Raw genomic sequence first — 26,257 nt, 5'->3', positions numbered from 1 at the left:
TACCTATCATAGCGCAGGAAGAACGCAGACCATAAAAAAGGGCCACAAACTGTGGCCCTTTTCAGCAAGGTCTTAACGAAATCGTTATGCGTAACCGTAGCTCATCAAGCGCTGATAGCGACGGTTAAGCAGGTCTTCTTTGCTCAGCACGTCGAGATCCGCGAGGTCAGCCAGCAGTTGCGCCTTCAGGGATGCCGCCATCACCTCTGGGTTACGGTGTGCGCCGCCCAGTGGTTCCGGAACGATAGAGTCGATAAGCTTCAGCTCTTTCAGACGCGGTGCGATGATGCCCATGGCTTCAGCAGCCAGCGGTGCTTTGTCAGCGCTTTTCCACAGAATGGAAGCGCAGCCTTCCGGAGAGATAACAGAATAGGTGCTGTACTGCAGCATATTCACTTTATCGCCCACACCGATAGCCAGCGCGCCGCCGGAGCCGCCTTCGCCGATAACGGTACAGATAACCGGCACGCTCAGACGAGACATCTCACGCAGGTTGCGTGCGATAGCTTCGGACTGACCGCGTTCTTCCGCGCCCACGCCAGGGTAAGCACCCGGGGTGTCGATGAAAGTGATGATAGGCATGTTGAAGCGTTCTGCCATCTCCATCAGACGCAGCGCTTTACGGTAGCCTTCTGGTGCCGGCATGCCGAAGTTACGACGGATTTTCTCTTTGGTTTCGCGACCTTTCTGATGACCAATGATCATCACCGGACGACCGTCCAGACGTGCGATACCGCCAACGATAGCTTTATCGTCAGCATAGGCGCGATCGCCCGCCAGTTCGTCAAATTCATCAAACGCCAGGCGGACATAATCCAGGGTGTACGGACGCTGTGGGTGGCGCGCCAGTTGGGCTACCTGCCATGCGCCGAGATCGGCAAAGATTTTGCGCGTCAGCTCTACGCTTTTTTCACGCAGACGATGCACTTCTTCGTCGATATTAATATCCAGTTTCTCATCCTGACGGCTAACCGCAGTCAGAGAATCGATTTTCGCTTCCAGCTCTGCAATCGGCTGTTCAAAATCAAGGAAATTCAGACTCATAGTATTCCTGTATTAGTCAAACTCCAGTTCCACCTGCTCCGAACCGATGAGGCCACGCAGATCGTTGAGTAAACGATCGCTCGGAGAGACACGCCAGGTTGCACCGAAACGCAACCGCGCACGTGCATCCGCCCTCTGATAGTAGAGATGTACTGGAATGGTTCCCGAACGATGGGGTTCCAGAGACTGACGGAGTCGGTTTAAAAGCTGGTCATCAATTTGCCTGTCCGTCAGCGAGATAGCAAGCCCGCGAGCGTATTTTTCCCGGGCTTCGTCAATGTCCATCACTTCGCGGGCCATCATTTTAAGGCCGCCGCTGAAGTCATCAAAGCTGACCTGTCCGCTGACGATAAGTATGCGGTCGTTTTCCAGCAGATGCTGGTATTTTTCCAGGGCTTCGGTGAATAACATCACCTCTAGCCGTCCGGATCGGTCATCCAGGGTGCAGATACCGATACGATTGCCTCTCTTGGTGACCATAACCCTTGAGGCAATCACGAGCCCCGCAGCCGTGGTCACTTTACCACGTTCTGTCGGATGCATGTCTTTTAGGCGATAGCCGCCAACATAGCGCTCAATTTCTTTGAGATACTGGTTAATCGGGTGGCCTGTTAAGTATAAACCTAACGTTTCCCGCTCACCTTCCAGTACCGTATGTTCAGGCCATGGCATGCAGTTTGCGTACGACTGCTCAATTTGCTCCGGCTCCTCGGCCAACACGCCGAACATATCCGCCTGACCAATAGCTTCCGCTTTCGCGTGCTGGTCGGCGGCTTTTAACGCATCGCCCAGCGAATTCATCAGCGCGGCGCGGTGCGGCCCCAGGCGGTCAAACGCCCCGGACATAATCAATTTTTCCAGCACCCGGCGGTTAAGCTTTTTGGTATCGGTACGCGCACAGAGGTCAAACAGCTCGCGGAAATAGCCGCCGTTGTTACGCGCTTCGATAATCGCTTCAATGGGGCCTTCGCCCACGCCTTTAATGGCGCCGATACCATACACGATTTCCCCGTCATGATTAACGTGGAAATGATATAAACCGGAATTGATATCCGGCGGCAGGATTTTGAGCCCCATTCGCCAGCATTCATCCACCAGGCCGACCACCTTTTCGGTGTTATCCATATCGGCGGTCATTACCGCCGCCATAAACTCGGCAGGATAGTGCGCTTTCAGCCACAGCGTCTGATAGGAAACCAAAGCATAAGCAGCAGAGTGCGATTTGTTAAACCCGTAACCGGCGAATTTCTCTACCAGGTCGAAGATTTTCATCGCCAGTTCGCCGTCAACACCGCGACTTTTCGCCCCTTCTTCGAAGGTGCCGCGCTGCTTGGCCATCTCTTCCGGCTTTTTCTTACCCATTGCACGACGAAGCATATCCGCGCCGCCAAGGGTATAGCCGGAAAGCTCCTGGGCAATCTGCATAACCTGTTCCTGATACAGGATGATGCCGTAGGTTGGTTCCAGTACCGGCTTCAGACACTCATGCTGCCACTGAACATCCGGATATGAGATCTCTTCACGCCCGTGCTTACGGTCGATAAAGTTATCTACCATCCCAGACTGCAGCGGGCCCGGACGGAACAGGGCCACCAGCGCGATCATATCTTCGAAGCAGTCAGGCTGCAGACGTTTAATCAGGTCTTTCATGCCGCGGGATTCAAGCTGGAAGACCGCGGTGGTCTCCGAGCGTTGCAGCATATCAAAGCTTTTCTTATCGTCGAGCGGAATGGCCGCGATATCCAGCGGCGGCTCGCCGTTACGTTCGCGCCGGGCGTTGATCATCTCCAGCGCCCAGTTAATGATGGTGAGCGTACGCAGACCCAGGAAGTCGAACTTCACCAGCCCGGCATATTCCACGTCGTTCTTATCGAACTGGGTAACCGGGTGCAGGCCCTGCTCGTCGCAGTATAGCGGCGCAAAATCGGTAATTTTGGTCGGTGCGATAACCACGCCACCCGCGTGTTTACCGGCGTTTCGGGTGACCCCTTCCAGCTTACGCGCCATGTCTATCAGCGCGCGGACTTCTTCATCCGCCTCGTAAATTTCCGGCAGTTGCGGTTCAACTTCAAACGCTTTCGCCAGCGTCATGCCCGGATCGGGCGGCACCAGCTTGGAGATACGATCAACGAAGCCGTACGGGTGACCCAGCACGCGGCCTACGTCGCGGATAACCGCTTTCGCCGCCATGGTACCGAAGGTGATGATCTGCGAAACCGCATCACGTCCGTACATCTCCGCCACGTGCTCAATAACCTGGTCGCGTTTCTCCATGCAGAAGTCGACGTCGAAGTCGGGCATCGAGACACGTTCCGGGTTAAGGAAACGTTCGAACAGCAGATCGAGCTCCAGCGGATCAAGGTCGGTAATTTTCAGCGCATAGGCCACCAACGAACCCGCACCGGAACCACGTCCCGGCCCAACCGGAACGCCGTTATCTTTCGACCACTGGATAAACTCCATCACGATCAGGAAGTAGCCGGGGAACCCCATCTGGTTGATAACCTTGAGTTCAATGTCCAGACGTTCGTCATATTCCGGGCGGCGCTTGGCGCGTTCTTCCGGGTCCGGGAACAGGAACTCAAGACGCTCCTCCAGTCCCTCTTTCGACTTCGCCACGAGGAAATCCTCGGTGGTCATATCGCCGGTCGGGAACTGCGGCAGGAAGTACTCGCCCAGACGCACCGTGACGTTACAGCGCTTAGCGATTTCAACGGTGTTTTCCAGCGCTTCCGGGATGTCGGAGAACAACTCACACATCTCATCTTCGCTGCGCATATATTGCTGCACGGAGTAATTACGCGGACGCTTCGGATCGTCGAGGGTAAAACCATCGTGGATGGCGACGCGAATTTCGTGTGCGTCAAAGTCGCCCGGCTCGAGGAAGCGGACATCGTTAGTCGCTACCACCGGCAGACCGCGCGTTTCCGCCAGCTCAACCGCCGCATGCAGGTACGACTCTTCATCCTGGCGGCCGGTACGAATCAGCTCGAGGAAATAACAGTTGGGAAAATGTTCTTCATAAAAATCAACGCACTGATCTACCAGCGCCGTATTACCGCGCAGCAGGCCGCGCCCGACGTCGCCCATACGGCCGCCAGACAGCAAAATCAGCCCCTCTTTCAGCTCAACCAGCCAGTCGCGATCGATGATCGGACCGGCCGCGCCGTAGCCACGCTGGTAGGCTTTGGAGATCAGCAGCGTCAGGTTCTGGTAGCCGGTGTTATTGGCCGCCAATACCGTTAAATGGGTGAGTTCATCGCCGAACAGTTCGCTCTGAACGTTAAAATCCGCGCCGACGATCGGCTTGATCCCTGCACCATGGCCCGCTCCGTAGAACTTCACCAGGCCGCACAGGTTAGTAAAATCGGTGATCGCCAGCGCAGGCATGCCAAGCGCGGCCGCCTTTTTCACCAGCGGCCCGGTTTTTGCCAACCCATCGATCATGGAGTAGTCGCTATGCACCCGCAGGTGCACGAAACGTGGTTCAGCCATCTTTAGATTCCGGTTTACTTATTCACGACACACGAATCAGGACGCAAGTCCCAGTGCACGTTTGACGGGAGCAAAGCTGCGTCGATGATGTTCGGTAGCGCCATATTGCGCCAGCGCTTCCAGATGGAAAGCGGTTGGATAGCCCTTATGCTGGGCAAAACCGTACTGCGGGAACACTTTATCCAGCTCGGTCATCTCAGCATCTCGCGTCACTTTAGCGAGAATAGACGCCGCGCTGATTTCCGCCACTCGGCTATCGCCTTTCACTACCGCCATGGATGGCATCGGCAGCGCCGGGCAGCGGTTGCCGTCGATCAGCACATATTCCGGCGGGATAGAGAGCCCGGCAACGGCACGCTGCATCGCCAGCATGGTGGCATGCAGAATGTTCAGTTCGTCGATTTCATGTGGCTCTGCGCGGCCAAGGCTCCAGCACAGCGCTTTTTCTTTGATTTCGTCAAACAGCGCCAGACGGCGTTTTTCGCTCAGCTTCTTGGAGTCGTTCAGACCGACAATCGGGCGAGCAGGGTCGAGTATGACCGCTGCAGTCACCACCGCGCCAATGAGCGGGCCGCGGCCGACTTCATCCACACCCGCCACTAAATGGGTGTGGGGATATTCAAATTCAATCATTGTGCAAGCTCCAGCACCGCATCTGCCGCCTGTTCATCCGCATTACAGCGAATTTGCAGGTGAAGGTCGCGGAAGGTATCGTGCATCGCGTGGCTGGTCTTACCGTTTGCCAGCAGCGGCTGCAGCGCATCGGCTAACGCCTGCGGCTGACACTCATCCTGCAGCAGCTCTTTCACCAGTTCGCGACCGGCGAGCAGATTTGGCAGGGAAACGTAGTCGGTCTTCACCAGACGCTGCGCCAGCCAGAAGGTGAACGGCTTCATGCGATAGCCGACAACCATCGGACATTTCGCCAGCATACATTCCAGCGCCGCTGTCCCGGATGCCAGCAGTGCGGCATCGCTGGCGATCATCGCTTCGCGCGCCATTCCGTCCAGCATATGTACGGAAAGATCCGGCGCCACTTCGGCCTTGATACGTTCAAACTGCTCGCGACGTTTTGCATTCACCAACGGCACCACGACTTCAAGGTCGGGGTACTGCTGGCGCAACAGCTGTGCCGTTTTTAAAAAGTCAGCGCTGAGCATTTCCACTTCAGCACCGCGGCTGCCGGGTAACAGCGCTAGACAGTGCACATCGTGGGCGATACCCAGCGTATCCCTGGCGGCGTTTTTATCGGGGTCGAGCGGCATGGCATCCGCCATGGTATGACCGATAAAGCGGCACGGGACGTTAAATTTGTCATAAAACGCTTTTTCAAAAGGCAGAAATGCGAGTACCAGGTCGGTAGCTCTGCCAATTTTGAAGACGCGTTTCTGTCGCCAGGCCCAGACGGACGGACTGACGTAGTGAATGGTTTTAATGTCCTGTTTTTTAAGGTTGCCCTCAAGAGTGATATTGAAATCGGGGGCATCAATGCCGACAAAGACGTCGGGCTTGAGATCGGTAAAGCGTTTGGTCAGATCAGCGCGAATGTGCAGCAGACGACGCAGCCGCCCCAGCACTTCAACGATGCCCATCACCGCCAGCTCTTCCATCTCGTACCAGGCTTCACAACCTTCAGCCTGCATAAGCGGGCCCGCAACGCCAACAAAACGGGCGTTGGGAACTCGCGCCTTGAGGGCGCGAATCAGACCTGCACCAAGAATATCGCCGGAGGTTTCTCCGGCGACCAGGGCAATCGTTAGCGGACGCTGCTCAGTCATTAACGAATCAGGCCACGCGTAGAGCGGGCGAAGAAATCGCTGAATGGTTGAACTTCCGGATGCTGCTTCGCCAGTTCGGCGATTTCCGGTTTAGCTTCGTCCAACGTTTTGCCACTGCGGTACAACGCTTTATAGGCGTTGCGGATCGCGGTGATCGCTTCACGGCTAAAGCCGCGGCGCTTCAGGCCTTCGATGTTGACGCCAAACGGCGTCGCGTGGTTGCCCTGAGCAATAACGTACGGTGGCACGTCCTGAGCAACGCCAGAACAGCCGCCGACCATCACGTGTGCACCGATAATGCAGAACTGGTGCACAGCGGTCATGCCGCCGATGATAACAAAATCATCCAACGATACGTGACCCGCGAGCGTCGCGTTATTGGCCAGGATGCAGCGGTTGCCTACGGTACAATCGTGCGCTACGTGAGCGTTGATCATCAGCAGGTTATCGCTGCCCACCTTCGTCAATCCACCGCCCTGTTCTGTGCCACGATGAATGGTGACGCTTTCGCGGATGCGGTTGCGATCGCCAATTTCCACGCGAGTCGGTTCACCAGCATATTTCAGATCCTGGTTAACTTCCCCGATAGAGGCGAACTGATAGATCTCATTATCACGCCCAATAGTGGTATGGCCGTTAACAACAACGTGAGACTTCAGTACGGTGCCTTCGCCGATAACGACGTTTGGCCCCACAATACAAAACGGACCAATGTGGGCATTAGCGCCGATAACGGCACCGTCTTCCACAATGGCAGTAGGATGGATAAAGGCGGTTTTATCAATCACGGATCAGGCCTCCCGGCTACGCGCACACATCATCGTCGCTTCGCAAACCACTTTACCGTCTACCAGCGCAACGCCTTTAAAGCGAGTCAGGCCACGGCGAGTTTTCTCGAAGGTGACTTCCATAATCATCTGATCGCCAGGCACGACAGGACGCTTGAAGCGCGCTTCATCGATACCAGCAAAGTAGTACAGCTCGCCTGGCTCCAGTTTACCAACGCTTTTAAACGCCAGAATACCGGTTGCCTGCGCCATCGCTTCCAGAATCAGCACGCCCGGTAAAATCGGTTTGCCAGGGAAGTGGCCCTGGAAAAACGGCTCATTTACGGAAACATTTTTCACTGCGCGCAGAAAACGACCTTCTTCAAAATCCAGCACGCGGTCTACCAGTAAGAACGGGTAACGGTGCGGCAGAAGTTCTAAAATCTCTTCAATGTGCAGAGTATGAGTGTCAGTAGTCAAAATACTCTTCCTGTCAAAATATACTAAGGGGCAATAATAACACGGCCTGCCGGATTACAAGAATGCCGACAGGCCGGAAAGTATCATGCGATACAGATGAAAATTAGTCTTGATTATCAAGCTTGCGTTCAACAGCTTTGAGACGCTTGCTCATTTCATCAATATTCATCACCAGTGCGGCAGTTTTGCGCCATGCCTTGTTAGGCTGGAGCGGGATACCTGACGAGTAAACGCCGGGCTCGGTAATAGGACGCATGACCATGCCCATACCGGTTACTGTCACCTTGTCGCAGATTTCCATGTGGCCGTTGATGACGCTGGCACCGCCAATCATGCAGTAACGACCAATTTTCAGGCTACCGGCCATGATAACACCACCAGCAACCGCGGTATTGTCGCCAATCACCACGTTGTGCGCAATCTGGCACTGGTTATCAATGATAACACCGTTGCCGATCTGTGTATCATCCAGCGCGCCACGGTCGATCGTTGTACAGGCGCCGATCTCGACGCGATCGCCAATAATGACGCGACCAAGCTGAGGGATCTTCACCCAGTTACCGCGATCGTTAGCGTAGCCAAAACCATCCGCGCCGATCACGGTGCTGGATTGGATCAGGCAATTCTCACCGATCTCGACTTCGTGGTAAATGGTGACATTAGCCCACAGACGTGAACCTGCGCCAATTTTCGTTTTTTTACCAACGAAACACCCCGCCCCAATCACAACGTTATCGCCGAGCACAACGTCAGACTCAATCACCGCATTCGCACCGATAGAGACGTTGTTACCGAGGACCGCAGACGGACTAATGACCGCGCTCGGAGCGATATCCTGCGCCGGCTGTGGCGTGGTATCTAAAATTTGAGCCATACGGGCGTAAGTCAGGTAGGGATTCTTCACTACCAACGCAGCGCCTTTGGCAAAAGGCAGTAATTCTTGCGTCAGGACAATCGCCGACGCTTCGCACGCAGACAGGTGATCACGGTACTTAGGATTAACCAGGAACGTGATATGGCCCGCTTTAGCGGATTGCATGGACGCGACAGCGGTGATGACGATATCGCCATCACCGTGTAATTCCGCATCCAACTGCTGAGCTAAGTCAGCCAGTCGAATTGAAGGCATTACTTATTTAACCTGTTTCAGTACATCAGCGGTGATGTCTTTAACATCGCTGCTGTTGAATGCAACGGCGTTAGCATCAACAACCAGGTCAATGCTCTGGCTTGCAGCAACGGATTTCACAGCAGTCTGGATACGAGTAACCAGTTTGCCACGTTCTTCGTTGGTACGACGCTGACGATCCTGCTCAAAGGACTGTGCTTTCTGGGAGAAAGTCTGACGCTGGGAAGCGATGTCTTTTTCCAGTTTGGTGCGATCGCTACCTGCTTTCATAGACTGCAGACGCTGCATTTTAGACTGCAGGTCACCTTCCATGCGCTGAAGTTCGCCAGCACGGCCTTTGAATTCGTTTTCCAGAGTGCTGGAAACGCCAGTTTTCTGTGCAACTTGCTGGAACAGGCTACCCATATTAACAATTGCAATTTTGTCTGCTGCTTGAGCAGATGCAGCCATTGCTAAACCCAGACCTGCAGCGACTAACCACTTTTTCACAATAATACTCCTTACCATCCCATATGTACCCGAGGGTACTGTTCTTTTGGTGGCCGAAGCCACCTTGACGCTATCGCCTAATGCCAGCAAAACTACACTGAACTTGCATTCCTTTGCAAAGAGCAATTACCAGGTTTTACCAATGTTGAACTGGAACTGCTCGGATTTGTCTCCCTCGTATTTCTTATACGGCTGGGCGTAGGAGAAGACCAACGGCCCTAATGGGGACATCCATTGTAATGCGATACCCGCGGACATACGGATATTGCTCGGATCGCTGTAGTCAGGAACGCCTGCAGCCTTCATTGCCGCCGTGTTCTCCCAGTTGGTATCCCAAACGGTACCCATATCCCAGAAGAATGACGTACGGACCGAGTTCGCGTACTTATCACTGATGAACGGCGTTGGGACGATCAGCTCAAGGCTAGCCACACCCATGGCGTTACCACCGACGGCGTCGTCAGATTTACAGTAGCCACCAGACTGGTCGCAGTTATCCAGACCGGATGCACCATAATAGACCGCTTTCGGGCCAATGGTGTTGGACTGGAAACCACGCACGGTGCTGGAACCACCGGCATAGAAGTTCTCATAGAATGGCAGTTCTTTACCGCCTAAGCCGTCACCGTAACCCCACTTGGTACGACCCAGCACGACCCACTGATGATCATCATCAATTGGGAAGTAGGAAGCCGTATCCAGCGTGACTTTGTAGAACTCGTTATCAGAGCCCGGAATCGTCACTTTACCGTTCAGGTTGACACGCGAACCGTCCGTCGGGAAGTAGCCGCGGTCAAGTTTGTTATATGTCCAACCGTAGTTGAAGGTGAAGTCGTTGGCGCTGAAGCCGTTATCATCGCTGGTTTTACCCGCCGTCTGGCCGATAGAGTCCAGATAACGCCACATCGCCACCTGCGGTTCCATATTGGACAGGTCGTTGTGGACATAGCCCAGACCCGCACGCAGTGAGTTGTATTCGTTAATCGGGAAGCCCAGCGTACCGTCTACACCATAACTTTTGTTGGTATAGGACGACAGGTCAGCATCATCCGCTTTAAAGTCATTGTAGAAGACACGGCCACCAAGGCTAACACCATCCACCGTAAAGTACGGGTTGGTCACAGAAAGCTCGGTGTAGGTCTGGTAATCGTTCTTGGTACCGTTGATACCGACGGAATAGCCGGTACCTAACCAGTTATCCTGCTGAACGCCCGCCTGGAAGCTTACGCCGCTTTCCGTACCGTAGCCGATACCGAAGTTGAAGCTACCAGTGTTACGCTCTTTGACCTTGTAAACCACATCCACCTGATCCGGGCTACCCGGTACGCGTTGGGTTTCAGTGTCGACGGTTTCGAAGTAGCCCAGACGGTTCAGACGATCTTTGCCCTGGTCAACTAAATCACCACCCAGCCACGCGCCTTCCATCTGGCGCATTTCGCGACGCAGAACGGAATCTTTGGACGTGTCGTTACCGACAAAGCGGATGTTACGCACGTAGAAGCGGTTGCCGGCATCAACGTTGATGTGCAGCTTAACCGTTTTATCCGTGTCGTTAATTTCAGGCTGAGACTGTACGCGTGGATACGCGTAGCCGTAGCGACCAAGAAGTTTCTTAATGTTATCTTCCATTTTGGTCACTTTCGCGCCGTTATAGAGTTCACCTGGCTCGATCTTAGTCAGGCTCTCAATTTCAGCCGAGTGCCCTGCCAGATTCCCCGTCACCTGTACGCCAGACAGTTTGTACTGGTCGCCTTCGGTGATGTTAACGGTGATGTAGATACCTTTTTTATCCGGCGTCAGACTCACCTGCGTGGAATCGATGTTGAAACGGGCATAACCACGATCCAGGTAGTAGCTACGCAGGGTTTCAAGGTCACCCGCCAGCTTCTGTTTCTGGTATTTACGATCGCCAACCACGTTCCACCACGGTACTTCGTCACGCAGCTGGAAGGTTGAGATCAGATCTTCGGTGCTGAACGCATGGTTACCGACGATGTTGATCTGTTGGATCTGGGCGGAAACCCCTTCCTGGAAGACCAGCTTCAGGTCGACACGGTTACGCGGCAACGGCGTAACAACCGCCTTCACGCTCGCGCTATACTTACCGACGCTGTAGTAGAAATCTTCCAGTCCTTTTTCGATATCGGAGAGGGTTGTACGGTCGAGAGATTCGCCGACACGAACGCCAGAAGCTTCAAGGTTCTGTTTCAGCATGTCATCTTTCACCGACTTGTTGCCGGAGAAGGTGATGCTAGCAATTGTTGGGCGTTCTTTGACCTGTACCAGTAACACATCGCCGTCTCTCAGGACGCGAACGTCCTCAAAGTTGCCCGTAGCAAACAGGGCGCGAATGGTGTTACTGATATCATCATCAGAGACGGTATCGCCAGGACGTACTGGCATACTGAGAAGGGCCGCACCAACAGCGACACGCTGCAAGCCTTCGAAATGAATGTCCTTCACCACGAACCCGTCAGCACCGTACACGGTCGCGCTGCTAAACAGCAGCGACGCTATAAGCAACTTTTTCATCGCCATCGTTATTATGCGTTCTTCCTAACTAACTCTCTTACAACCGAGAGAAATCATTGAAAAGTGCAAGCCCCATTAACAGCATCAGCAGAATCGAGCCGATGCGATAACTAAAGTCTTGAACTCGCTCGGATACCGGGCCGCCTTTCAGCTTCTCAATCGCTAAAAACAGCAAGTGTCCCCCATCTAATACGGGGAGCGGGAACAGGTTGATTATGCCTAAATTCACGCTGATGAGTGCAAGAAACATCAGGTAGTAAATCAGCCCATACTCCGCAGACATCCCAGCCCCCTGGGCGATCGAAATCGGCCCACTGAGGTTGTTCAGTTTGACGTCACCGGTGATCAATTTTCCCAGCATACTGACGGTCAGCTTCATCAACTGCCCGGTTTTCTCCGTGGCTTCGACGATAGCGCTGAACGGCCCATACTGGCGCACTGTCTTATATTCCTCAGGCAGCGGGATAATCTTCGGTACTACCCCTGCGAACCCTTCCGCTTTTCCGCTACCGTGTTTTGTATCCGGTATCAGAGTTAAAGACAAGAGAGTCCCCTGCCTTTCGATCTCCAGCTGTAACGCTTTGCCTGGATTGTCGCGCACCAGCGTGACAAACGTCATCCATTGCGTCAGCGGTTGACCGTTGACTGTAACGATCCGATCCCCAGCTTGTAAACCAGCTTTACGCGCCGCAGAGTCAGATTGCACCTCTGCCAGCACTGGTTCAATCTGCGCGCCACGAGGGCGAATACCGAGCGACGTCACCGGATCTTGTTTATCCGGTTCAAACGCCCAATGACGCAGATTGAGGATTTTATCCTGCCGCTGCTCGCTGCCGAAAGGGGAAACGGTGAGGGTGGTGCTTTCATCACCAATTTTCGCCACTAACGCCATACGTACAGCATCCCAATCAGGCGTTTCGATACCATCCACCGCTTTTAGTTCCGTGCCTGGTGCAATTTGTGCTTCCGCAGCGATGGAGTTGGCGGTTATTTCACCAACTACTGGACGAATACCAGGGACACCGATGATGAACACCAGCCAGTAGGCGAAGATAGCAAAGAGGAAGTTGGCGATGGGGCCGGCGGCAATAACGGCGGCGCGCTGGCCCACCGTTTTGTTGTTGAACGCCATATGACGCATCTCTGGCGCCACTGCGTCAACGCGCTCGTCGAGCATTTTGACGTAACCGCCCAGCGGGATAAGGGCGATAACAAATTCAGTGCCGCGTTTATCCACACGGCGCCAGAGCGCTTTACCAAAACCAATGGAAAAGCGCTCTACACGGATACCACAGCGCCGAGCAACCCAGAAGTGACCAAATTCGTGTACGGTGATCAATACCCCTAGCGCGATAATAAATGCGGCCAGGTTCCAGAGAATGCTCAGCATAAGTCCATCCGTTAGATCGTCCTGAAAACCAGCAGCAGCAAGCAGGCGAAGACCGGAACTGCCGCCGTCAGGCTGTCAATGCGGTCAAGTATCCCGCCGTGGCCAGGGATAAGATGCCCGCTATCTTTGATGCCAGCTTCACGTTTGAACATGCTCTCAGTGAGATCGCCCAATACCGAAGCCAGCGCTGCAACGATGGAACAGGTTAACAGTGTGGACGGGGCAACGTCCAGATTTGCCCACAGGCCATAGGCCCAGGAAATAATTGCCGCCGTCACCAGGCCGCCAAAGAAGCCTTGCCAGGTTTTGCCCGGAGAGACCTTCGGTGCCAGCTTATGTTTGCCAAAAAGCTTACCAAACATATAGGCCCCGGAGTCAGCACCCCATACCAGAATCATGACGTAGAGCAGCCACAGCGCGCCGCTGTAGTGGTTTTCATCATAATGCCAGGAGCGCAGCGCCAGCATTCCCCAGAAGAAAGGGACAATCGTGACGATGCCAAAGACCAGTCGCAGCACTTTGGATTGACGCCAGATAGCAGCGGACCCTGGATAGGAAAGGACCAACAGCAAGGCGACAACCCACCAAATCAGGGAGGCCCACAGCGACGTTTCAACGACCGGCTGATGGATATTATGGTGATACTCCGGAATTAAGAAGAGCATCACCGCCAGCAACAGGCCACAGAGTACCGCCAGCCATACGCGCTGTGTCCGCGAGGTGAAACCGCTTAATTGCCCCCATTCCCATGCCGCCAGCATACAAACGACCAGCGTAACAATAGCGAAGCCGCCGGGCGGCAGCAAAAACAGGGCTGCAATAACAACCGGTATTAAAATCAATGCAGAAATCAGGCGATACTTCAGCAAAAGCTACCCCCATCAGGCCTTGTCGCCACCAGGCTCGGTGCCACCGAAACGTCGCTCTCGATTAGCGAAAGCATGCAGCGCACCTTCAAAGTCTTGTTCATCGAAATCGGGCCAAAGAACATCTGTAAAGTAAAGTTCAGCATAGGCAATTTGCCAGATAAGAAAGTTACTGATCCGATGTTCTCCCCCGGTCCTAATTACTAAATCTACGGGAGCCAGTTCATGCATGCAGATCTGCTGAGAAAGCAGCTCTTCACTAATTTGATCGGGGCGGAGCTCCCCTTCCTGAACCTGTTCGGCTAAGCGCTGAACTCCCTGAACAATATCCCATCGACCGCCATAGTTAGCAGCAATGTTCAATGTTAGCCCCGTGTTATTTTCCGTCAGCGCTTCCGCTTTACGAATTCGCTCCTGCAGGCGCGAATTAAACCGACGGGTATCGCCAATAATCCGCAGCCGAACATTATGACGGTGCAGACTTTTCACTTCGCTGTCCAGCGCCCAAACGAACAGCTCCATCAACGCACTCACCTCTTGCTCAGGGCGATTCCAGTTTTCACTGCTGAATGCGTATAGCGTTAATGCCTCAATACCGTTGCTCGCCGCATAGGATACGGCTCGGCGCACGGATTTCGCCCCGGCTTTATGGCCAAAGGCGCGAATCTTACCTTGCTTTTTCGCCCAGCGACCATTGCCATCCATAATGATTGCCACATGGCGGCAACCGTGGGCTGGCTGACTCTCGCTGGTTGGTTGATTAGCAGACAACATAACGCGTTTTTAATCCATGAAAAGGGATGAGCGGTACCCCGGAATACAGCTATACACTTCATCCTCCAGGCAAACCTGAACGATTTTACGTATCTTTGTCTCGCAAAAAAGCCGTGCTAAATCACGGCTCTCCCGACCCCGCAGCGAAAACGCACTGAGATCGGGTGGCGCAGACTATATCACTGAAGCCAGACGCTAACAAATGCCGTGACGGGTTGTATGCTGATTCGGCTCTCATTACCTGACGAAATGTTTCGCCTGCGTCGTTGCCGCTTCCCGCGCCATAGCATCGATAACCAACACCGCTTCCACACTCTGCGGTTCACGGAGATCAAGGCTATCCAATACCGCCATATTGACGTTCGCGATATCGGTAAAGCGGATTTGCCCGTCAAGGAACGCCGCCACAGAGATTTCGTTCGCGGCATTCAGCGCGGTTGTTGCCGCCTGACCTTGTTCAAAAGCCTCCATCGCCAGCTTCAGGCAAGGGTAGCGAGCATAATCCGGTTCGGAGAAGCTTAATGCGCCCATCTTGCAGAAATCTAACGGCTTCGCGCCAGAAACCACGCGGTGAGGCCAGGCCATAGTGTTGGCAATTGGCGTACGCATATCGGGTTCACCCAGTTGCGCCAGTACGCTGCCGTCCTGGTAACGCACCATCGAGTGAATCACCGACTGAGGATGAATCAGCACTTCCATCTGCTTCGCTGAAGCATTAAATAACCAGCGGGCTTCGATGTATTCCAGACCTTTATTCATCATAGTGGCCGAGTCGACGGAAATTTTACGTCCCATCGACCAGTTCGGATGACGGCAAGCCTGATCCGGCGTCATTGCACCGAGCTCATTGATTGGCGTCTCACGGAATGGGCCACCTGACCCGGTAAGCAGAATGGATGACACCCCATGCTGCTCAAGGTCAGCGTACCCTAAGTCGGACTGAAAACTTTGCGGTAAACTCTGAAAGATAGCGTTATGTTCGCTGTCGACCGGCAGTAACTGCGCGTTATGCTGCTTTACCGCTTCGAGAAATAACCGTCCACAGGTCACCAGCGACTCTTTATTCGCCAGCAGAATACTTTTGCCTGCACGAATCGCCGACAGCGTCGGCAGCAGCCCCGCCGCCCCCACGATGGCCGCCATCACCTGATCAACCTCGTCCAGCGCCGCCACATCGCACGCCGCCTGCTGCCCACAGAGCACTTCCGTACGGCTGCCGTGTTCACGCAGCGCAATCTTCACCGCATCGGCGCTCTTTGCGTCATCCATCACCGCGTAGCGAGGTGTGAACTCCAGACATTGTTCAACCATCCGCTCGACGTTTTTACCTGCCACCAGCGCCGTTACTGCAAAACGTTCAGGGTTGTGGCGCACCACGTCCAGCGTGTTGCAACCAATAGAGCCCGTTGAGCCCAGGACAGTTAATTGCTTCATGAGATATTCCGGGTAGATAGATTTACTCTATGGATTTCAAGCAGCAGGAAGGCGGCAAGTGAACGAGCCCGATGAGCTTACTCTAGTAAGTGATTCGGGTGAATGAGCAAAGCCAACGCACCTGCGGCTTGAAAGACGACGAGTAAAAGCAAAACGCCGCCAGCAAAGCACTAATGCTTCCTGTACGGCGTTCATCGCACAACTTACACAGCTTAGAACTGCATCAGTTCCGCTTCTTTCTCAGCCAGCGCCGCTTCAATTTTCTTGATAGCAACGTCAGTCAGTTTTTGCACGTCTTCCTGAGAACGGCGATCGTCATCTTCGCTGATCTCTTTGTCTTTCAGCAGCGCCTTCACTTTATCGTTCGCATCACGACGAACGTTACGCACGGAAACGCGCGCCTGTTCAGCTTCGCCACGGACGATTTTGGTCAGGTCTTTACGACGTTCTTCAGTCAGCGGAGGCAGCGGAACGCGAATGTCGGTGCCCGCAGAGCTTGGGTTCAAACCGAGGTCAGACGCCATAATCGCTTTCTCAACGGCCGGGCCCATAGAGCGGTCGAATACGTTGATTTTCAGGGTACGGGTATCTTCTACAGTCACGCTTGCCAGCTGACGCAGTGGCGTAGCGGTGCCGTAATACTCAACGACGATGCCGTCCAGCAGGCTAGGAGAAGCACGACCCGTGCGAATTTTGCTGATTTGGTTTTTGAATGCTTCTACACATTTGTCCATGCGTACTTCAGCATCTTTTCTGATATCGCTAATCACGTTACGAATCCTTGAAAACTAGTCTCAGTCAGACCAGACGATGACACATTGCAGAGAATGCGCTAAGTATAGTCTCGTTTAAATCATGCCACAGAATATCTCAATTCTGCCGGATAAACGCGAATCTTACCCGGAAATGGCCGCAACGGAAATTATTCCGTAATTAAAGTGCCTTCTTTTTCGCCCATCACCACGCGACGCAGTGCGCCTGGTTTATTCATATTGAATACGCGAATTGGCAATTTGTGGTCACGAGCCAGCGTAAAGGCAGCCAGATCCATGACTTTCAGTTCTTTATCCAGCACTTCGGTGTAGGTCAGCTGCTCATACATGGTGGCAGACGGATCTTTTGCTGGGTCAGCGGTGAACACACCGTCAACTTTGGTGGCTTTCAGTACCACGTCGGCTTCGATTTCGATGCCGCGCAGGCAGGCTGCAGAGTCGGTGGTAAAGAACGGGTTGCCGGTACCGGCGGACAGAATCACGACGCGGTTGTTACGCAGCAGGCTGATTGCCTCTGCCCAGCTGTAGTTGTCGCAAACGCCGTTCAGCGGAATCGCTGACATCAGGCGGGCGTTCACATAGGCGCGATGCAGTGCGTCACGCATTGCCAGGCCGTTCATTACCGTTGCCAGCATGCCCATGTGGTCGCCCACAACGCGGTTCATGCCCGCTTTTGCCAGACCCGCACCACGGAACAGGTTGCCACCACCAATGACGACACCCACCTGAATGCCCAGCTCAACAAGTTCTTTAATCTCTTGCGCCATACGGTCAAGAATACTTGCGTCAATACCGAAGCCTTCAGTCCCCTGCAATGCTTCACCGCTAAGCTTGAGCAGAATACGTTTGTAGACAGGTTTTGCGTTGGTAGCCATTTTCTTTCCTGGAGTGTCACGATTGGGATGGTAAAAATTCAGGTGACATCATGCGTTCCATGCCAGTGCGTCCCAATAGGAGCAGGCTGATTCTCACATGACGATTTTGTGCATTAACCCTTAGCGCACAAAAGAGAGCCGCCCTCAGGCGGCTCCTTTACTGCAATTAAGACTGCTTGGACATTGCAGCAACTTCTGCTGCGAAGTCAGTCTCAACTTTCTCGATGCCTTCACCCACTTCGAAGCGGATGAAGCCAGTGACGTCAGCATTGTGCTCTTTCAGCAGCTGGCCAACAGACTTGCTTGGATCCATAACGAATGGCTGGCCAGTCAGAGAAACTTCGCCGGTGAATTTCTTCATGCGGCCTTCAACCATTTTCTCTGCGATTTCTTTTGGCTTACCAGACTGCATCGCGATGTCCAGCTGTACCTGGTATTCTTTCTCTACCACTTCAGCGGATACGTCTTCTGGTTTAACGAATTCTGGCTTGCTTGCAGCAACGTGCATTGCCAGCTGTTTAACCAGTTCTTCGTCAGCGCCAGTAGCAGCAACCAGAACACCGATACGTGCGCCGTGCTGGTAGTTACCCAGAACTTCGCCTTCCAGGGAAGCTACGCGACGGATGTTGATGTTCTCACCGATTTTAGCAACCAGCGCAACGCGTTCTTCTTCGAACTGTGCTTTCAGAACGTCAACGTCGGTGATGTTACCAGCAACAGCTGCGTCCAGAACTTTGTCAGCAAATGCCTGGAAACCGGAGTCTTTAGCAACGAAGTCAGTCTGGCAGTTAACTTCCAGAATGAAGGCGATGTTGCCATTGATTTTGGTTTTGATCACGCCGTCAGCAGCAACGTTGCCTGCTTTTTTCGCTGCTTTGATAGCACCGGATTTACGCATATTTTCGATTGCCAGCTCGATGTCGCCATTAGCTTCAGTCAGGGCTTTTTTGCAATCCATCATGCCTGCGCCAGTACGCTCACGCAGCTCTTTTACCAGGGAAGCGGTAATTTCAGCCATTCTAAAATCCTCGGAAGATTTGATCTGCCCGGCGATAAACCGCACAGATTTAAAAGTGAAAAAGGGGGCCATAAACAGGCCCCCTAACCAAACGTGTTACTACCTGGTTTATAAGGGCTCTTTCGAGCGTGCCTTATTACTCAGCTTCTACGAAGCTTTCTTCCGCCTGGGAAGCCAGATCAGAAGAACGGCCTTCACGAACGGTAGCAGCAACTGCGCTCAGGTACAGGGTCACAGCACGGATTGCATCGTCGTTACCAGGGATAACGAAATCAACGCCATCTGGATCAGAGTTGGTATCAACGATAGAGAATACTGGGATACCCAGGTTGTTCGCTTCTTTGATAGCAATGTGTTCATGGTCAGCATCGATAACGAACAGTGCGTCCGGCAGGCCGCCCATGTCTTTAATACCGCCCAGGCTGTTTTCCAGTTTCGCCAGCTCACGAGTACGCATCAGCGCTTCTTTCTTGGTCAGCTTGTCGAAAGTACCGTCCTGAGACTGAGTTTCCAGATCTTTCAGACGTTTGATGGACTGACGAACGGTTTTCCAGTTAGTCAGCATACCGCCCAGCCAGCGATGGTTCACGAAGAACTGGTCGCAGCTGTTAGCAGCTTCTTTCACAGCTTCGCTTGCAGCGCGTTTAGTACCAACGAAAAGGATTTTGCCTTTACGAGAAGAGATCTTGTTCAGTTCAGCCAGAGCTTCGTTGAACATTGGTACAGTTTTCTCAAGGTTGATGATGTGAACTTTGTTACGAGCGCCGAAGATGAAAGGCTTCATTTTCGGGTTCCAGTAACGGGTCTGGTGACCGAAGTGTACACCAGCCTTGAGCATGTCGCGCATGGAAACAGTTGCCATGGTTAAAACCTCTATAGATTAAGTTGGGGTTATGCCTCCACGTATCCCATATTACCGACCCCGAAGGGCACCCCGGAATATGTGTCGATACGTGTGTGTTATTTACACAAAGTGAGATTTGTCGCTTCCGGACAAAACAAGAATGAGCGGAAGTTCGGCGCGCTTTATACCATAAAAGCGGCGCAGATACCAACAGTTGTTATCTCTGACGCAGGGCACGAAAGGCGAAGTTCAGAATGATTCTCAATTTGGCACCAGGCGCCTCGGGCTGTTAACATTGACATTACTAACACTCAATTATTGTCGAAAAAATCGACACTGATGGACATATTCCATGGCGATTTCTATTAAGACCCCTGAAGATATTGAAAAAATGCGCGTTGCCGGCCGTCTGGCCGCCGAAGTGCTCGAAATGATCGAACCATACGTGAAGCCTGGCGTGACCACCGGCGAACTGGACCGCATCTGCAATGACTACATCGTCAACGAGCAGAAAGCGATCTCCGCCTGCCTGAACTACCACGGCTTCCCGAAATCCGTCTGCATCTCCATTAATGAAGTGGTATGCCACGGTATTCCGGATGACGAAAAGCACCTGAAAGACGGCGACATCGTCAACATCGACGTCACGGTCATCAAAGACGAGTTCCACGGCGACACCTCCAAAATGTTTATCGTGGGTAAGCCAACCATTCTGGGCGAACGTCTGTGCCGCGTAACTCAGGAAAGCCTGTATGTGGCGCTGAGAATGGTGAAACCGGGTGTGAACCTGCGTGAAATTGGCGCGGCTATCCAGAAGTTTGTCGAAGCGGAAGGGTTCTCCGTGGTGCGTGAATACTGCGGTCACGGCATTGGTCGCGGCTTCCATGAAGAACCACAGGTACTGCACTATGACTCTCGTGAAACCGACGTGGTACTGAAGCAGGGCATGACCTTCACTATCGAGCCGATGGTTAACGCCGGTAAGAAAGAGATTCGCACCATGAAAGACGGCTGGACGGTAAAAACCAAAGACCGAAGCTTGTCTGCGCAGTACGAGCATACTATTGTGGTGACAGACAACGGCTGCGAAATACTGACGTTACGCAAGGATGACACCATCCCGGCGATAATCTCGCACAACGAATAACGAAAAGCCGGCGAATGCCGGCTTTTTTAATGGGTGATAGTTTTTTCTTATGGGCGGCGCGCGCGATGAGTAACTCCATACCTGAACTGGCTTGTACCATTCTCCCTGCCCTGCCCGGCCAGCCGGAGAATCCGGTCGACTGGCCCGAAACCAGTTTGAACTGCACCGATATAAAAAATCGGCTCGATGAGTTTCAGCGATGGCTGGGCGTCGCCTTTGATGAAGGCATCTCTGCCGAACAATTAATTGAAGCCCGCACCGAGTTTATTGACCAGCTGCTGCAACGCCTGTGGCTGCTGTACGGTTTTGGCCCCGTGGAAGATGCGGCGCTGGTCGCCGTAGGCGGCTATGGTCGCGGCGAGCTGCACCCGCTTTCCGACGTTGACCTGCTGATTCTGAGCCGCAAAAAGCTGCCCGATGAGCAGGCACAAAAAATCGGCGAGCTGCTGACGCTGCTGTGGGATATTAAGCTGGAAGTCGGCCACAGCGTACGTACGCTGGAAGAGTGCCTGCTGGAAGGTTTATCAGACTTAACCGTCGCCACCAACCTGATTGAATCACGCCTGTTGATTGGCGACGTCGCGCTGTTTCTTGAGCTCCAGAAGCATATTTTCAGCGAAGGGTTCTGGCCGTCAGAAAACTTCTTCCCGGCTAAAGTCGCCGAGCAGGAAGCCCGCCACCAGCGCTATCACGGTACCAGCTACAACCTCGAACCCGATATTAAAAGCAGCCCCGGCGGCCTGCGCGATATCCACACCATTCAGTGGGTCGCCCGTCGCCACTTCGGCGCGACATCAATGGATGAGATGGTGAGCTTTGGCTTTTTGACCGAAGCCGAGCGCAATGAGCTCAACGAATGCCTACACCTGCTATGGCGCATTCGCTTTGCGCTACATCTTGAGCTCAACCGTTATGACAACCGCCTGCTGTTCGACCGCCAACTCAGCGTCGCCCGCCGCCTGAAATACGAAGGCGAAGGCAACCAGCCGATCGAACACATGATGAAGGATTTCTATCGCGTCACCCGCCGCGTCGGCGAGCTGAACCACATGCTGCTACAGCTGTTTGACGAGGCGATTCTCGCCCTCACTGAAGATGAAAAGCCGCGGGCGATTGACGACGATTTCCAGTTGCGCGGTACGCTTATCGACCTGCGCGACGATACCCTGTTCATCCGCGAGCCGCAGGCCATTCTGCGCATGTTCCACATCATGGTGCGTAATAGCAGCATTACCGGTATTTACTCGACCACGTTACGTCATCTGCGCCATGCCCGTCGCCATCTCAGCCAGCCGTTGTGCTATATCCCGGAAGCGCGTGAGCTGTTCCTGAGCATGCTTCGCCACCAGGGTGCCGTCAGCCGAGGCCTGCTGCCCATGCACCGCCACAGCGTACTGTGGGCCTACATGCCGCAGTGGTCTTATATCGTCGGTCAGATGCAGTTTGACCTGTTCCATGCCTACACGGTCGATGAGCACACCATCCGCGTGCTGCTGAAACTCGAAAGCTTCGCAAAAGAAGAGACGCGTTCGCGCCACCCGCTGTGCGTCGATCTCTGGCCGCGGTTGAACCATCCAGAGCTTATCCTGATTGCCGCCCTGTTCCACGATATCGCCAAAGGGCGCGGTGGCGATCACTCCATCCTTGGCGCACAGGATGTCCTGAAGTTCGCCGAGCTACACGGCCTGAACTCGCGGGAAACCCAATTAGTGGCTTGGCTGGTGCGTCAGCATCTGTTGATGTCGGTCACCGCCCAGCGCCGCGATATTCAGGACCCGGAAGTGATCAAGCAGTTTGCCGAAGAGGTGCAAACCGAACACCGTCTGCGCTTCCTGGTGTGCCTGACGGTCGCCGATATCTGCGCGACCAACGAAACCCTATGGAACAGCTGGAAGCAGAGCCTGCTGCGCGAACTCTACTTCGCCACCGAGAAGCAGCTGCGTCGCGGGATGCAGAACACGCCGGATATGCGCGAACGCGTCCGTCATCATCAGATGCAGGCGCTGGCGCTGCTGCGCATGGACAATATCAACGAAGAGGTGCTGCACCAAATCTGGAACCGCTGCCGCGCCAACTACTTTGTGCGTCATACGCCAAACCAGCTTGCATGGCACGCCCGTCATCTGTTGAAGCACGACCTCACCCAGCCGATGATCCTGCTCAGCCCGCAGGCCACCCGCGGGGGTACCGAGATCTTTATCTGGAGTCCGGACAGACCATACCTGTTTGCCGCCGTGTGTGCCGAGCTTGACCGCCGCAATCTTAGCGTGCACGACGCGCAGATTTTCACCACCCGCGACGGCATGGCGATGGACTCCTTTATTGTGCTTGAGCCAGACGGTAGCCCGCTCTCCGGCGACCGCCATGAAGCCATTCGTTTTGGGCTGGAGCAGGCGATTACTCAACGCAGTTGGCAGCCACCGCAGCCGCGTCGTCAGGCGGCAAAACTGCGCCATTTCTCGGTCGATACCGAGGTCAATTTCCTGCCGACCCACACCGACCGGAAATCGTTCCTCGAGCTGATTGCCCTCGACCAGCCCGGCCTGCTCGCTCGCGTCGGCCAGGTGTTCGCCGACCTCGGGATCTCGCTCCACGGGGCGAGAATTACGACAATTGGTGAACGAGTAGAAGATTTATTTATAATCGCCACCGCCGACCGGCGTGCGCTTAATAATGTGCTCCAACAAGAAGTGCAACAACGGTTGACAGCAGCCCTCAATCCAAACGATAAAGGGTGACGTATTTTTTTTAAGTAAATGGAAAGAGAAACAATGCAGCAATTACAGAACGTTATTGAGTCCGCTTTTGAGCGTCGCGCCGACATCACGCCGGCAAATGTGGATACCGTAACCCGCGAAGCGGTTAACCAGGTGATTTCCCTGCTGGATTCCGGCGCGCTGCGTGTCGCTGAAAAGATTGACGGTCAGTGGGTAACTCACCAGTGGCTGAAGAAAGCGGTTCTGCTCTCTTTCCGTATTAACGATAACCAGGTTATCGACGGTGCGGAAAGCCGCTACTTCGATAAAGTGCCAATGAAATTCGCTGACTACGACGAAGCGCGTTTCCAGAAAGAAGGTTTCCGCGTAGTGCCACCAGCAGCGGTTCGTCAGGGCGCGTTCATCGCTCGCAACACCGTACTGATGCCTTCCTACGTGAATATCGGTGCCTATGTTGATGAAGGCTCCATGGTGGATACCTGGGCGACCGTCGGCTCTTGCGCGCAGATCGGTAAAAACGTTCACCTTTCCGGCGGCGTCGGCATCGGTGGCGTTCTGGAACCACTGCAGGCTAACCCAACCATCATCGAAGACAACTGCTTCATCGGCGCACGCTCCGAAGTGGTTGAAGGCGTTATCGTAGAAGAAGGCTCCGTTATCTCCATGGGCGTGTACCTGGGTCAGAGCACCAAAATCTACGACCGCGAAACCGGCGAAGTCTTCTACGGTCGCGTACCGGCGGGCTCCGTTGTCGTTTCCGGCAACCTGCCATCCAAAGACGGCAAGTACAGCCTGTACTGCGCGGTGATTGTGAAGAAAGTGGATGCCAAAACCCGCGGTAAAGTGGGCATCAACGAGCTACTGCGTACTATCGATTAATACGATGCGAAAAAGCGGGGGCAACCCCGCTTTTTTTTATTCGTAAGCTGGCGGAAATAGATTTTTTCGTTAATTATTCAATAGTTAATTTAGATCAGGGGTACCGCTATGTACGATAATTTGAAAAGCCTGGGGATTACCAATCCCGATGAAATCGATCGTTACAGCCTCCGGCAGGAAGCCAACAACGATATCCTGAAAATCTATTTCCAGAAGGACAAGGGTGAGTTTTTCGCCAAGAGCGTGAAGTTCAAATATCCACGCCAGCGTAAAACCATTGCCGGTGATGGTCAGGGTTTTAAGGAAGTGCAGGAGATAAGCCCAAACCTGCGCTACGTGATTGATGAGCTGGACCAGATTTGCCAGCGCGATCGCACTGAAGTCGATCTTAAGCGTAAGATCCTTGACGATCTGCGCCATCTCGAAAGCGTTGTGACCAACAAGATCAGCGAAATTGAAGCCGATCTGGAGAAGTTGACGCGTAAATAGCAGTATGTGGGTGTATTCGTAGGCCGGGTAAGGCGAAGCCGCCACCCGGCTTTTTTTTGCCTGATGGCACTACGCTTATCAGGCCTACACAGACCACACATTATGCAGATTTATCATCTCTGCTCATCCAGCTGCAACGCAATATACAACAGCAGCCTGTCATCGAAATTCCCCAAATCCAGCCCGGTCAGCTCCGAAATGCGATTCAATCGATACTCCAGCGTATTGCGGTGAATAAACAGCGCCTTTGAGGTCGCTAGCGGCTGCACATTATTGCGAAACCATGCCGTTAACGTCCTACGCAGCAGACCATTATTATCCATCGCCTTCAGACGCATCAGCGGACGCGACAGCTCGTTGGCCTGCCAGCCACCGCGCAGGCTATCGAGCAGCACCGGCAGCATCAAATCCTGGTAAAAATAACTGCGACTCTCCGGCATACGCTGTTTGCCCACCATCATGGTGGTGCGCGCCGTACGGTAGGAACGGGCAATACTGCCCGGCCCGGTAAAGTAGTTGCCGAGCGCTACGCGAAAACGCAGATGCCCATTCTCTTTCATGCGGGAAATCAGCTGTTCTACACGCTTCTGGTGATCTTCTGCATCCCAGCGTCCAAACTGGTTAAGCGCCGGCTTCAGCACCACCATTTCGGTCAACGAGACTATCGCAATCAGGTTATTACGCTCTGGCGTCGTCAGCGCATTTTGCAGCTGCTGAAGCTCAGCCATCGCGCTGTCAACGCCCAACTGCCCGCTATCGACCTCGACGACCGCCGCCACGCGCGGCTGATTAAGATCAATGCCCAACCGCTGCGCCCATTCGGTCAGCGCCGGCGTATTCTCTTCTGCCTGAATCAGGTTCATCACCAGCTCTTCACGCAGGCGGCTATCCTGTGCCAGCAGATGCATCAGGCGAGACTGTTCCAGCATCATTTCCGCCGTCATGCACACCAGCTCACCGTATTTACGCAGCGTTTCCGGCTCACCGGTCAGGCCGATAACACCCACTATCTCGCCTTCCAGACGCAGCGGCAGGTTAATCCCCTGACGCACACCATGCAGGTGTCGAGCAACAGCATCGTCAATGTCCACCACGCGCCCTTGTGAGAGCACCAGCAGCGCACCTTCGTGCAATTCCCCAATACGCTCACGATCGCCGCTGCCGATAATGCGCCCGCGGGCATCCATTACGTTGATATTGGTATCGATAATGCGCATCGTGCGCGCCACGATATCCTGCGCCATTTTAGTATCAAGATGCCAGCTAGCCATGAACCCCTCCTGTGAGCAGGTTACATGATAAGAAAGATACAAAAACGCTGCACTGTGCAAATGCAC

22 protein-coding genes are annotated in these 26,257 nt (G+C 53.8%); 4 read left to right on the top strand and 18 right to left on the bottom strand.

What is annotated here, in order from left to right; genetic code table 11:
* Nucleotides 1–84: 84 nt before the first annotated feature.
* The 17 genes from accA to rpsB all read right to left on the bottom strand — a co-directional run bounded on the left by accA (nt 85) and on the right by rpsB (nt 19,706).
* Nucleotides 85–1,044, bottom strand: coding sequence for an acetyl-CoA carboxylase carboxyl transferase subunit alpha (gene accA, locus ACH1XZ_RS22490; RefSeq protein ID WP_395597231.1), 960 nt, complete (start codon nt 1,042–1,044; stop codon nt 85–87).
* Between the two features lie 12 nt (nt 1,045–1,056).
* On the bottom strand, nt 1,057–4,539 hold the full coding sequence (gene dnaE, locus ACH1XZ_RS22485; RefSeq protein WP_395597230.1) for a DNA polymerase III subunit alpha: 3,483 nt from the start codon (nt 4,537–4,539) through the stop codon (nt 1,057–1,059).
* Between the two features lie 36 nt (nt 4,540–4,575).
* Nucleotides 4,576–5,172: a ribonuclease HII gene (gene rnhB, locus ACH1XZ_RS22480; RefSeq protein ID WP_035891972.1), complete on the bottom strand. Its 597-nt coding sequence runs from the start codon at nt 5,170–5,172 to the stop codon at nt 4,576–4,578.
* Nucleotides 5,169–6,317, bottom strand: coding sequence for a lipid-A-disaccharide synthase (gene lpxB / locus ACH1XZ_RS22475; protein ID WP_395597229.1), 1,149 nt, complete (start codon nt 6,315–6,317; stop codon nt 5,169–5,171). Before lpxB ends, rnhB begins: the two co-directional genes overlap by 4 nt.
* Nucleotides 6,317–7,105 carry an acyl-ACP--UDP-N-acetylglucosamine O-acyltransferase gene (lpxA, locus tag ACH1XZ_RS22470; protein ID WP_395597228.1) on the bottom strand — a complete coding sequence of 263 codons (789 nt, stop codon included), beginning with the start codon at nt 7,103–7,105 and terminating at the stop codon, nt 6,317–6,319. Before lpxA ends, lpxB begins: the two co-directional genes overlap by 1 nt.
* Before the next feature lie 3 nt (nt 7,106–7,108).
* Nucleotides 7,109–7,564 (bottom strand): 3-hydroxyacyl-ACP dehydratase FabZ, encoded by a 456-nt coding sequence (fabZ, locus tag ACH1XZ_RS22465; protein ID WP_004145858.1) that lies wholly within the window; start codon nt 7,562–7,564, stop codon nt 7,109–7,111.
* 103 nt (nt 7,565–7,667) lie between these two features.
* Entirely contained in the window at nt 7,668–8,693 is a 1,026-nt protein-coding gene (gene lpxD / locus ACH1XZ_RS22460; RefSeq protein WP_395597227.1) for a UDP-3-O-(3-hydroxymyristoyl)glucosamine N-acyltransferase, read from the bottom strand.
* 3 nt (nt 8,694–8,696) lie between these two features.
* Nucleotides 8,697–9,182: a molecular chaperone Skp gene (gene skp / locus ACH1XZ_RS22455; RefSeq protein WP_395597226.1), complete on the bottom strand. Its 486-nt coding sequence runs from the start codon at nt 9,180–9,182 to the stop codon at nt 8,697–8,699.
* 126 nt (nt 9,183–9,308) lie between these two features.
* Nucleotides 9,309–11,720 (bottom strand): outer membrane protein assembly factor BamA, encoded by a 2,412-nt coding sequence (bamA, locus tag ACH1XZ_RS22450; protein WP_395597225.1) that lies wholly within the window; start codon nt 11,718–11,720, stop codon nt 9,309–9,311.
* Between the two features lie 31 nt (nt 11,721–11,751).
* Nucleotides 11,752–13,104 (bottom strand): sigma E protease regulator RseP, encoded by a 1,353-nt coding sequence (gene rseP, locus ACH1XZ_RS22445; RefSeq protein WP_123650806.1) that lies wholly within the window; start codon nt 13,102–13,104, stop codon nt 11,752–11,754.
* An 11-nt stretch (nt 13,105–13,115) separates the two neighbouring features.
* Nucleotides 13,116–13,973, bottom strand: a complete 858-nt coding sequence (gene cdsA / locus ACH1XZ_RS22440) for a phosphatidate cytidylyltransferase (protein WP_035891965.1) — start codon at nt 13,971–13,973, stop codon at nt 13,116–13,118.
* A gap of 12 nt (nt 13,974–13,985) precedes the next feature.
* A complete protein-coding gene (gene ispU / locus ACH1XZ_RS22435; protein ID WP_072011334.1) occupies nt 13,986–14,744 on the bottom strand; it encodes a (2E,6E)-farnesyl-diphosphate-specific ditrans,polycis-undecaprenyl-diphosphate synthase in 759 nt (252 codons plus the stop codon).
* Nucleotides 14,745–14,981: 237 nt separating this feature from the next.
* On the bottom strand, nt 14,982–16,178 hold the full coding sequence (gene ispC / locus ACH1XZ_RS22430) for a 1-deoxy-D-xylulose-5-phosphate reductoisomerase (protein WP_395597224.1): 1,197 nt from the start codon (nt 16,176–16,178) through the stop codon (nt 14,982–14,984).
* A gap of 212 nt (nt 16,179–16,390) precedes the next feature.
* Entirely contained in the window at nt 16,391–16,948 is a 558-nt protein-coding gene (gene frr, locus ACH1XZ_RS22425; protein ID WP_035891962.1) for a ribosome recycling factor, read from the bottom strand.
* A gap of 152 nt (nt 16,949–17,100) precedes the next feature.
* Nucleotides 17,101–17,826 carry a UMP kinase gene (pyrH, locus tag ACH1XZ_RS22420; protein WP_185669221.1) on the bottom strand — a complete coding sequence of 242 codons (726 nt, stop codon included), beginning with the start codon at nt 17,824–17,826 and terminating at the stop codon, nt 17,101–17,103.
* Between the two features lie 166 nt (nt 17,827–17,992).
* A complete protein-coding gene (tsf, locus tag ACH1XZ_RS22415; protein ID WP_035891960.1) occupies nt 17,993–18,844 on the bottom strand; it encodes a translation elongation factor Ts in 852 nt (283 codons plus the stop codon).
* Nucleotides 18,845–18,980: 136 nt separating this feature from the next.
* Nucleotides 18,981–19,706, bottom strand: a complete 726-nt coding sequence (rpsB, locus tag ACH1XZ_RS22410) for a 30S ribosomal protein S2 (protein ID WP_395597223.1) — start codon at nt 19,704–19,706, stop codon at nt 18,981–18,983.
* Nucleotides 19,707–20,040: 334 nt separating this feature from the next.
* Between rpsB and map the strand changes: the two genes are divergently transcribed.
* The 4 genes from map to ACH1XZ_RS22390 all read left to right on the top strand — a co-directional run bounded on the left by map (nt 20,041) and on the right by ACH1XZ_RS22390 (nt 24,920).
* Nucleotides 20,041–20,835 (top strand): type I methionyl aminopeptidase, encoded by a 795-nt coding sequence (map, locus tag ACH1XZ_RS22405; protein ID WP_395597222.1) that lies wholly within the window; start codon nt 20,041–20,043, stop codon nt 20,833–20,835.
* A gap of 65 nt (nt 20,836–20,900) precedes the next feature.
* Complete coding sequence (gene glnD, locus ACH1XZ_RS22400; RefSeq protein ID WP_395597221.1) at nt 20,901–23,573, top strand: bifunctional uridylyltransferase/uridylyl-removing protein GlnD; 2,673 nt, start codon at nt 20,901–20,903, stop codon at nt 23,571–23,573.
* A 33-nt stretch (nt 23,574–23,606) separates the two neighbouring features.
* The gene (gene dapD, locus ACH1XZ_RS22395) at nt 23,607–24,431 is read left to right on the top strand and encodes a 2,3,4,5-tetrahydropyridine-2,6-dicarboxylate N-succinyltransferase (protein WP_004872026.1); all 825 of its coding nucleotides are present in this window, start codon (nt 23,607–23,609) and stop codon (nt 24,429–24,431) included.
* Nucleotides 24,432–24,539: 108 nt separating this feature from the next.
* A complete protein-coding gene (locus ACH1XZ_RS22390; protein ID WP_333495934.1) occupies nt 24,540–24,920 on the top strand; it encodes a DUF3461 family protein in 381 nt (126 codons plus the stop codon).
* 113 nt (nt 24,921–25,033) lie between these two features.
* Here ACH1XZ_RS22390 and cdaR read toward each other — a convergent pair whose 3' ends face one another.
* Complete coding sequence (cdaR, locus tag ACH1XZ_RS22385; RefSeq protein ID WP_035891956.1) at nt 25,034–26,191, bottom strand: DNA-binding transcriptional regulator CdaR; 1,158 nt, start codon at nt 26,189–26,191, stop codon at nt 25,034–25,036.
* Nucleotides 26,192–26,257: the final 66 nt, after the last annotated feature.

The organism is Kluyvera chengduensis, assembly GCF_044197065.1.
Classification (GTDB): domain Bacteria; phylum Pseudomonadota; class Gammaproteobacteria; order Enterobacterales; family Enterobacteriaceae; genus Kluyvera; species Kluyvera ascorbata_C.
The sequence above is the reverse complement of the archived record's forward strand: the minus strand, read 5'-3'. Positions and strand labels throughout refer to the sequence as shown.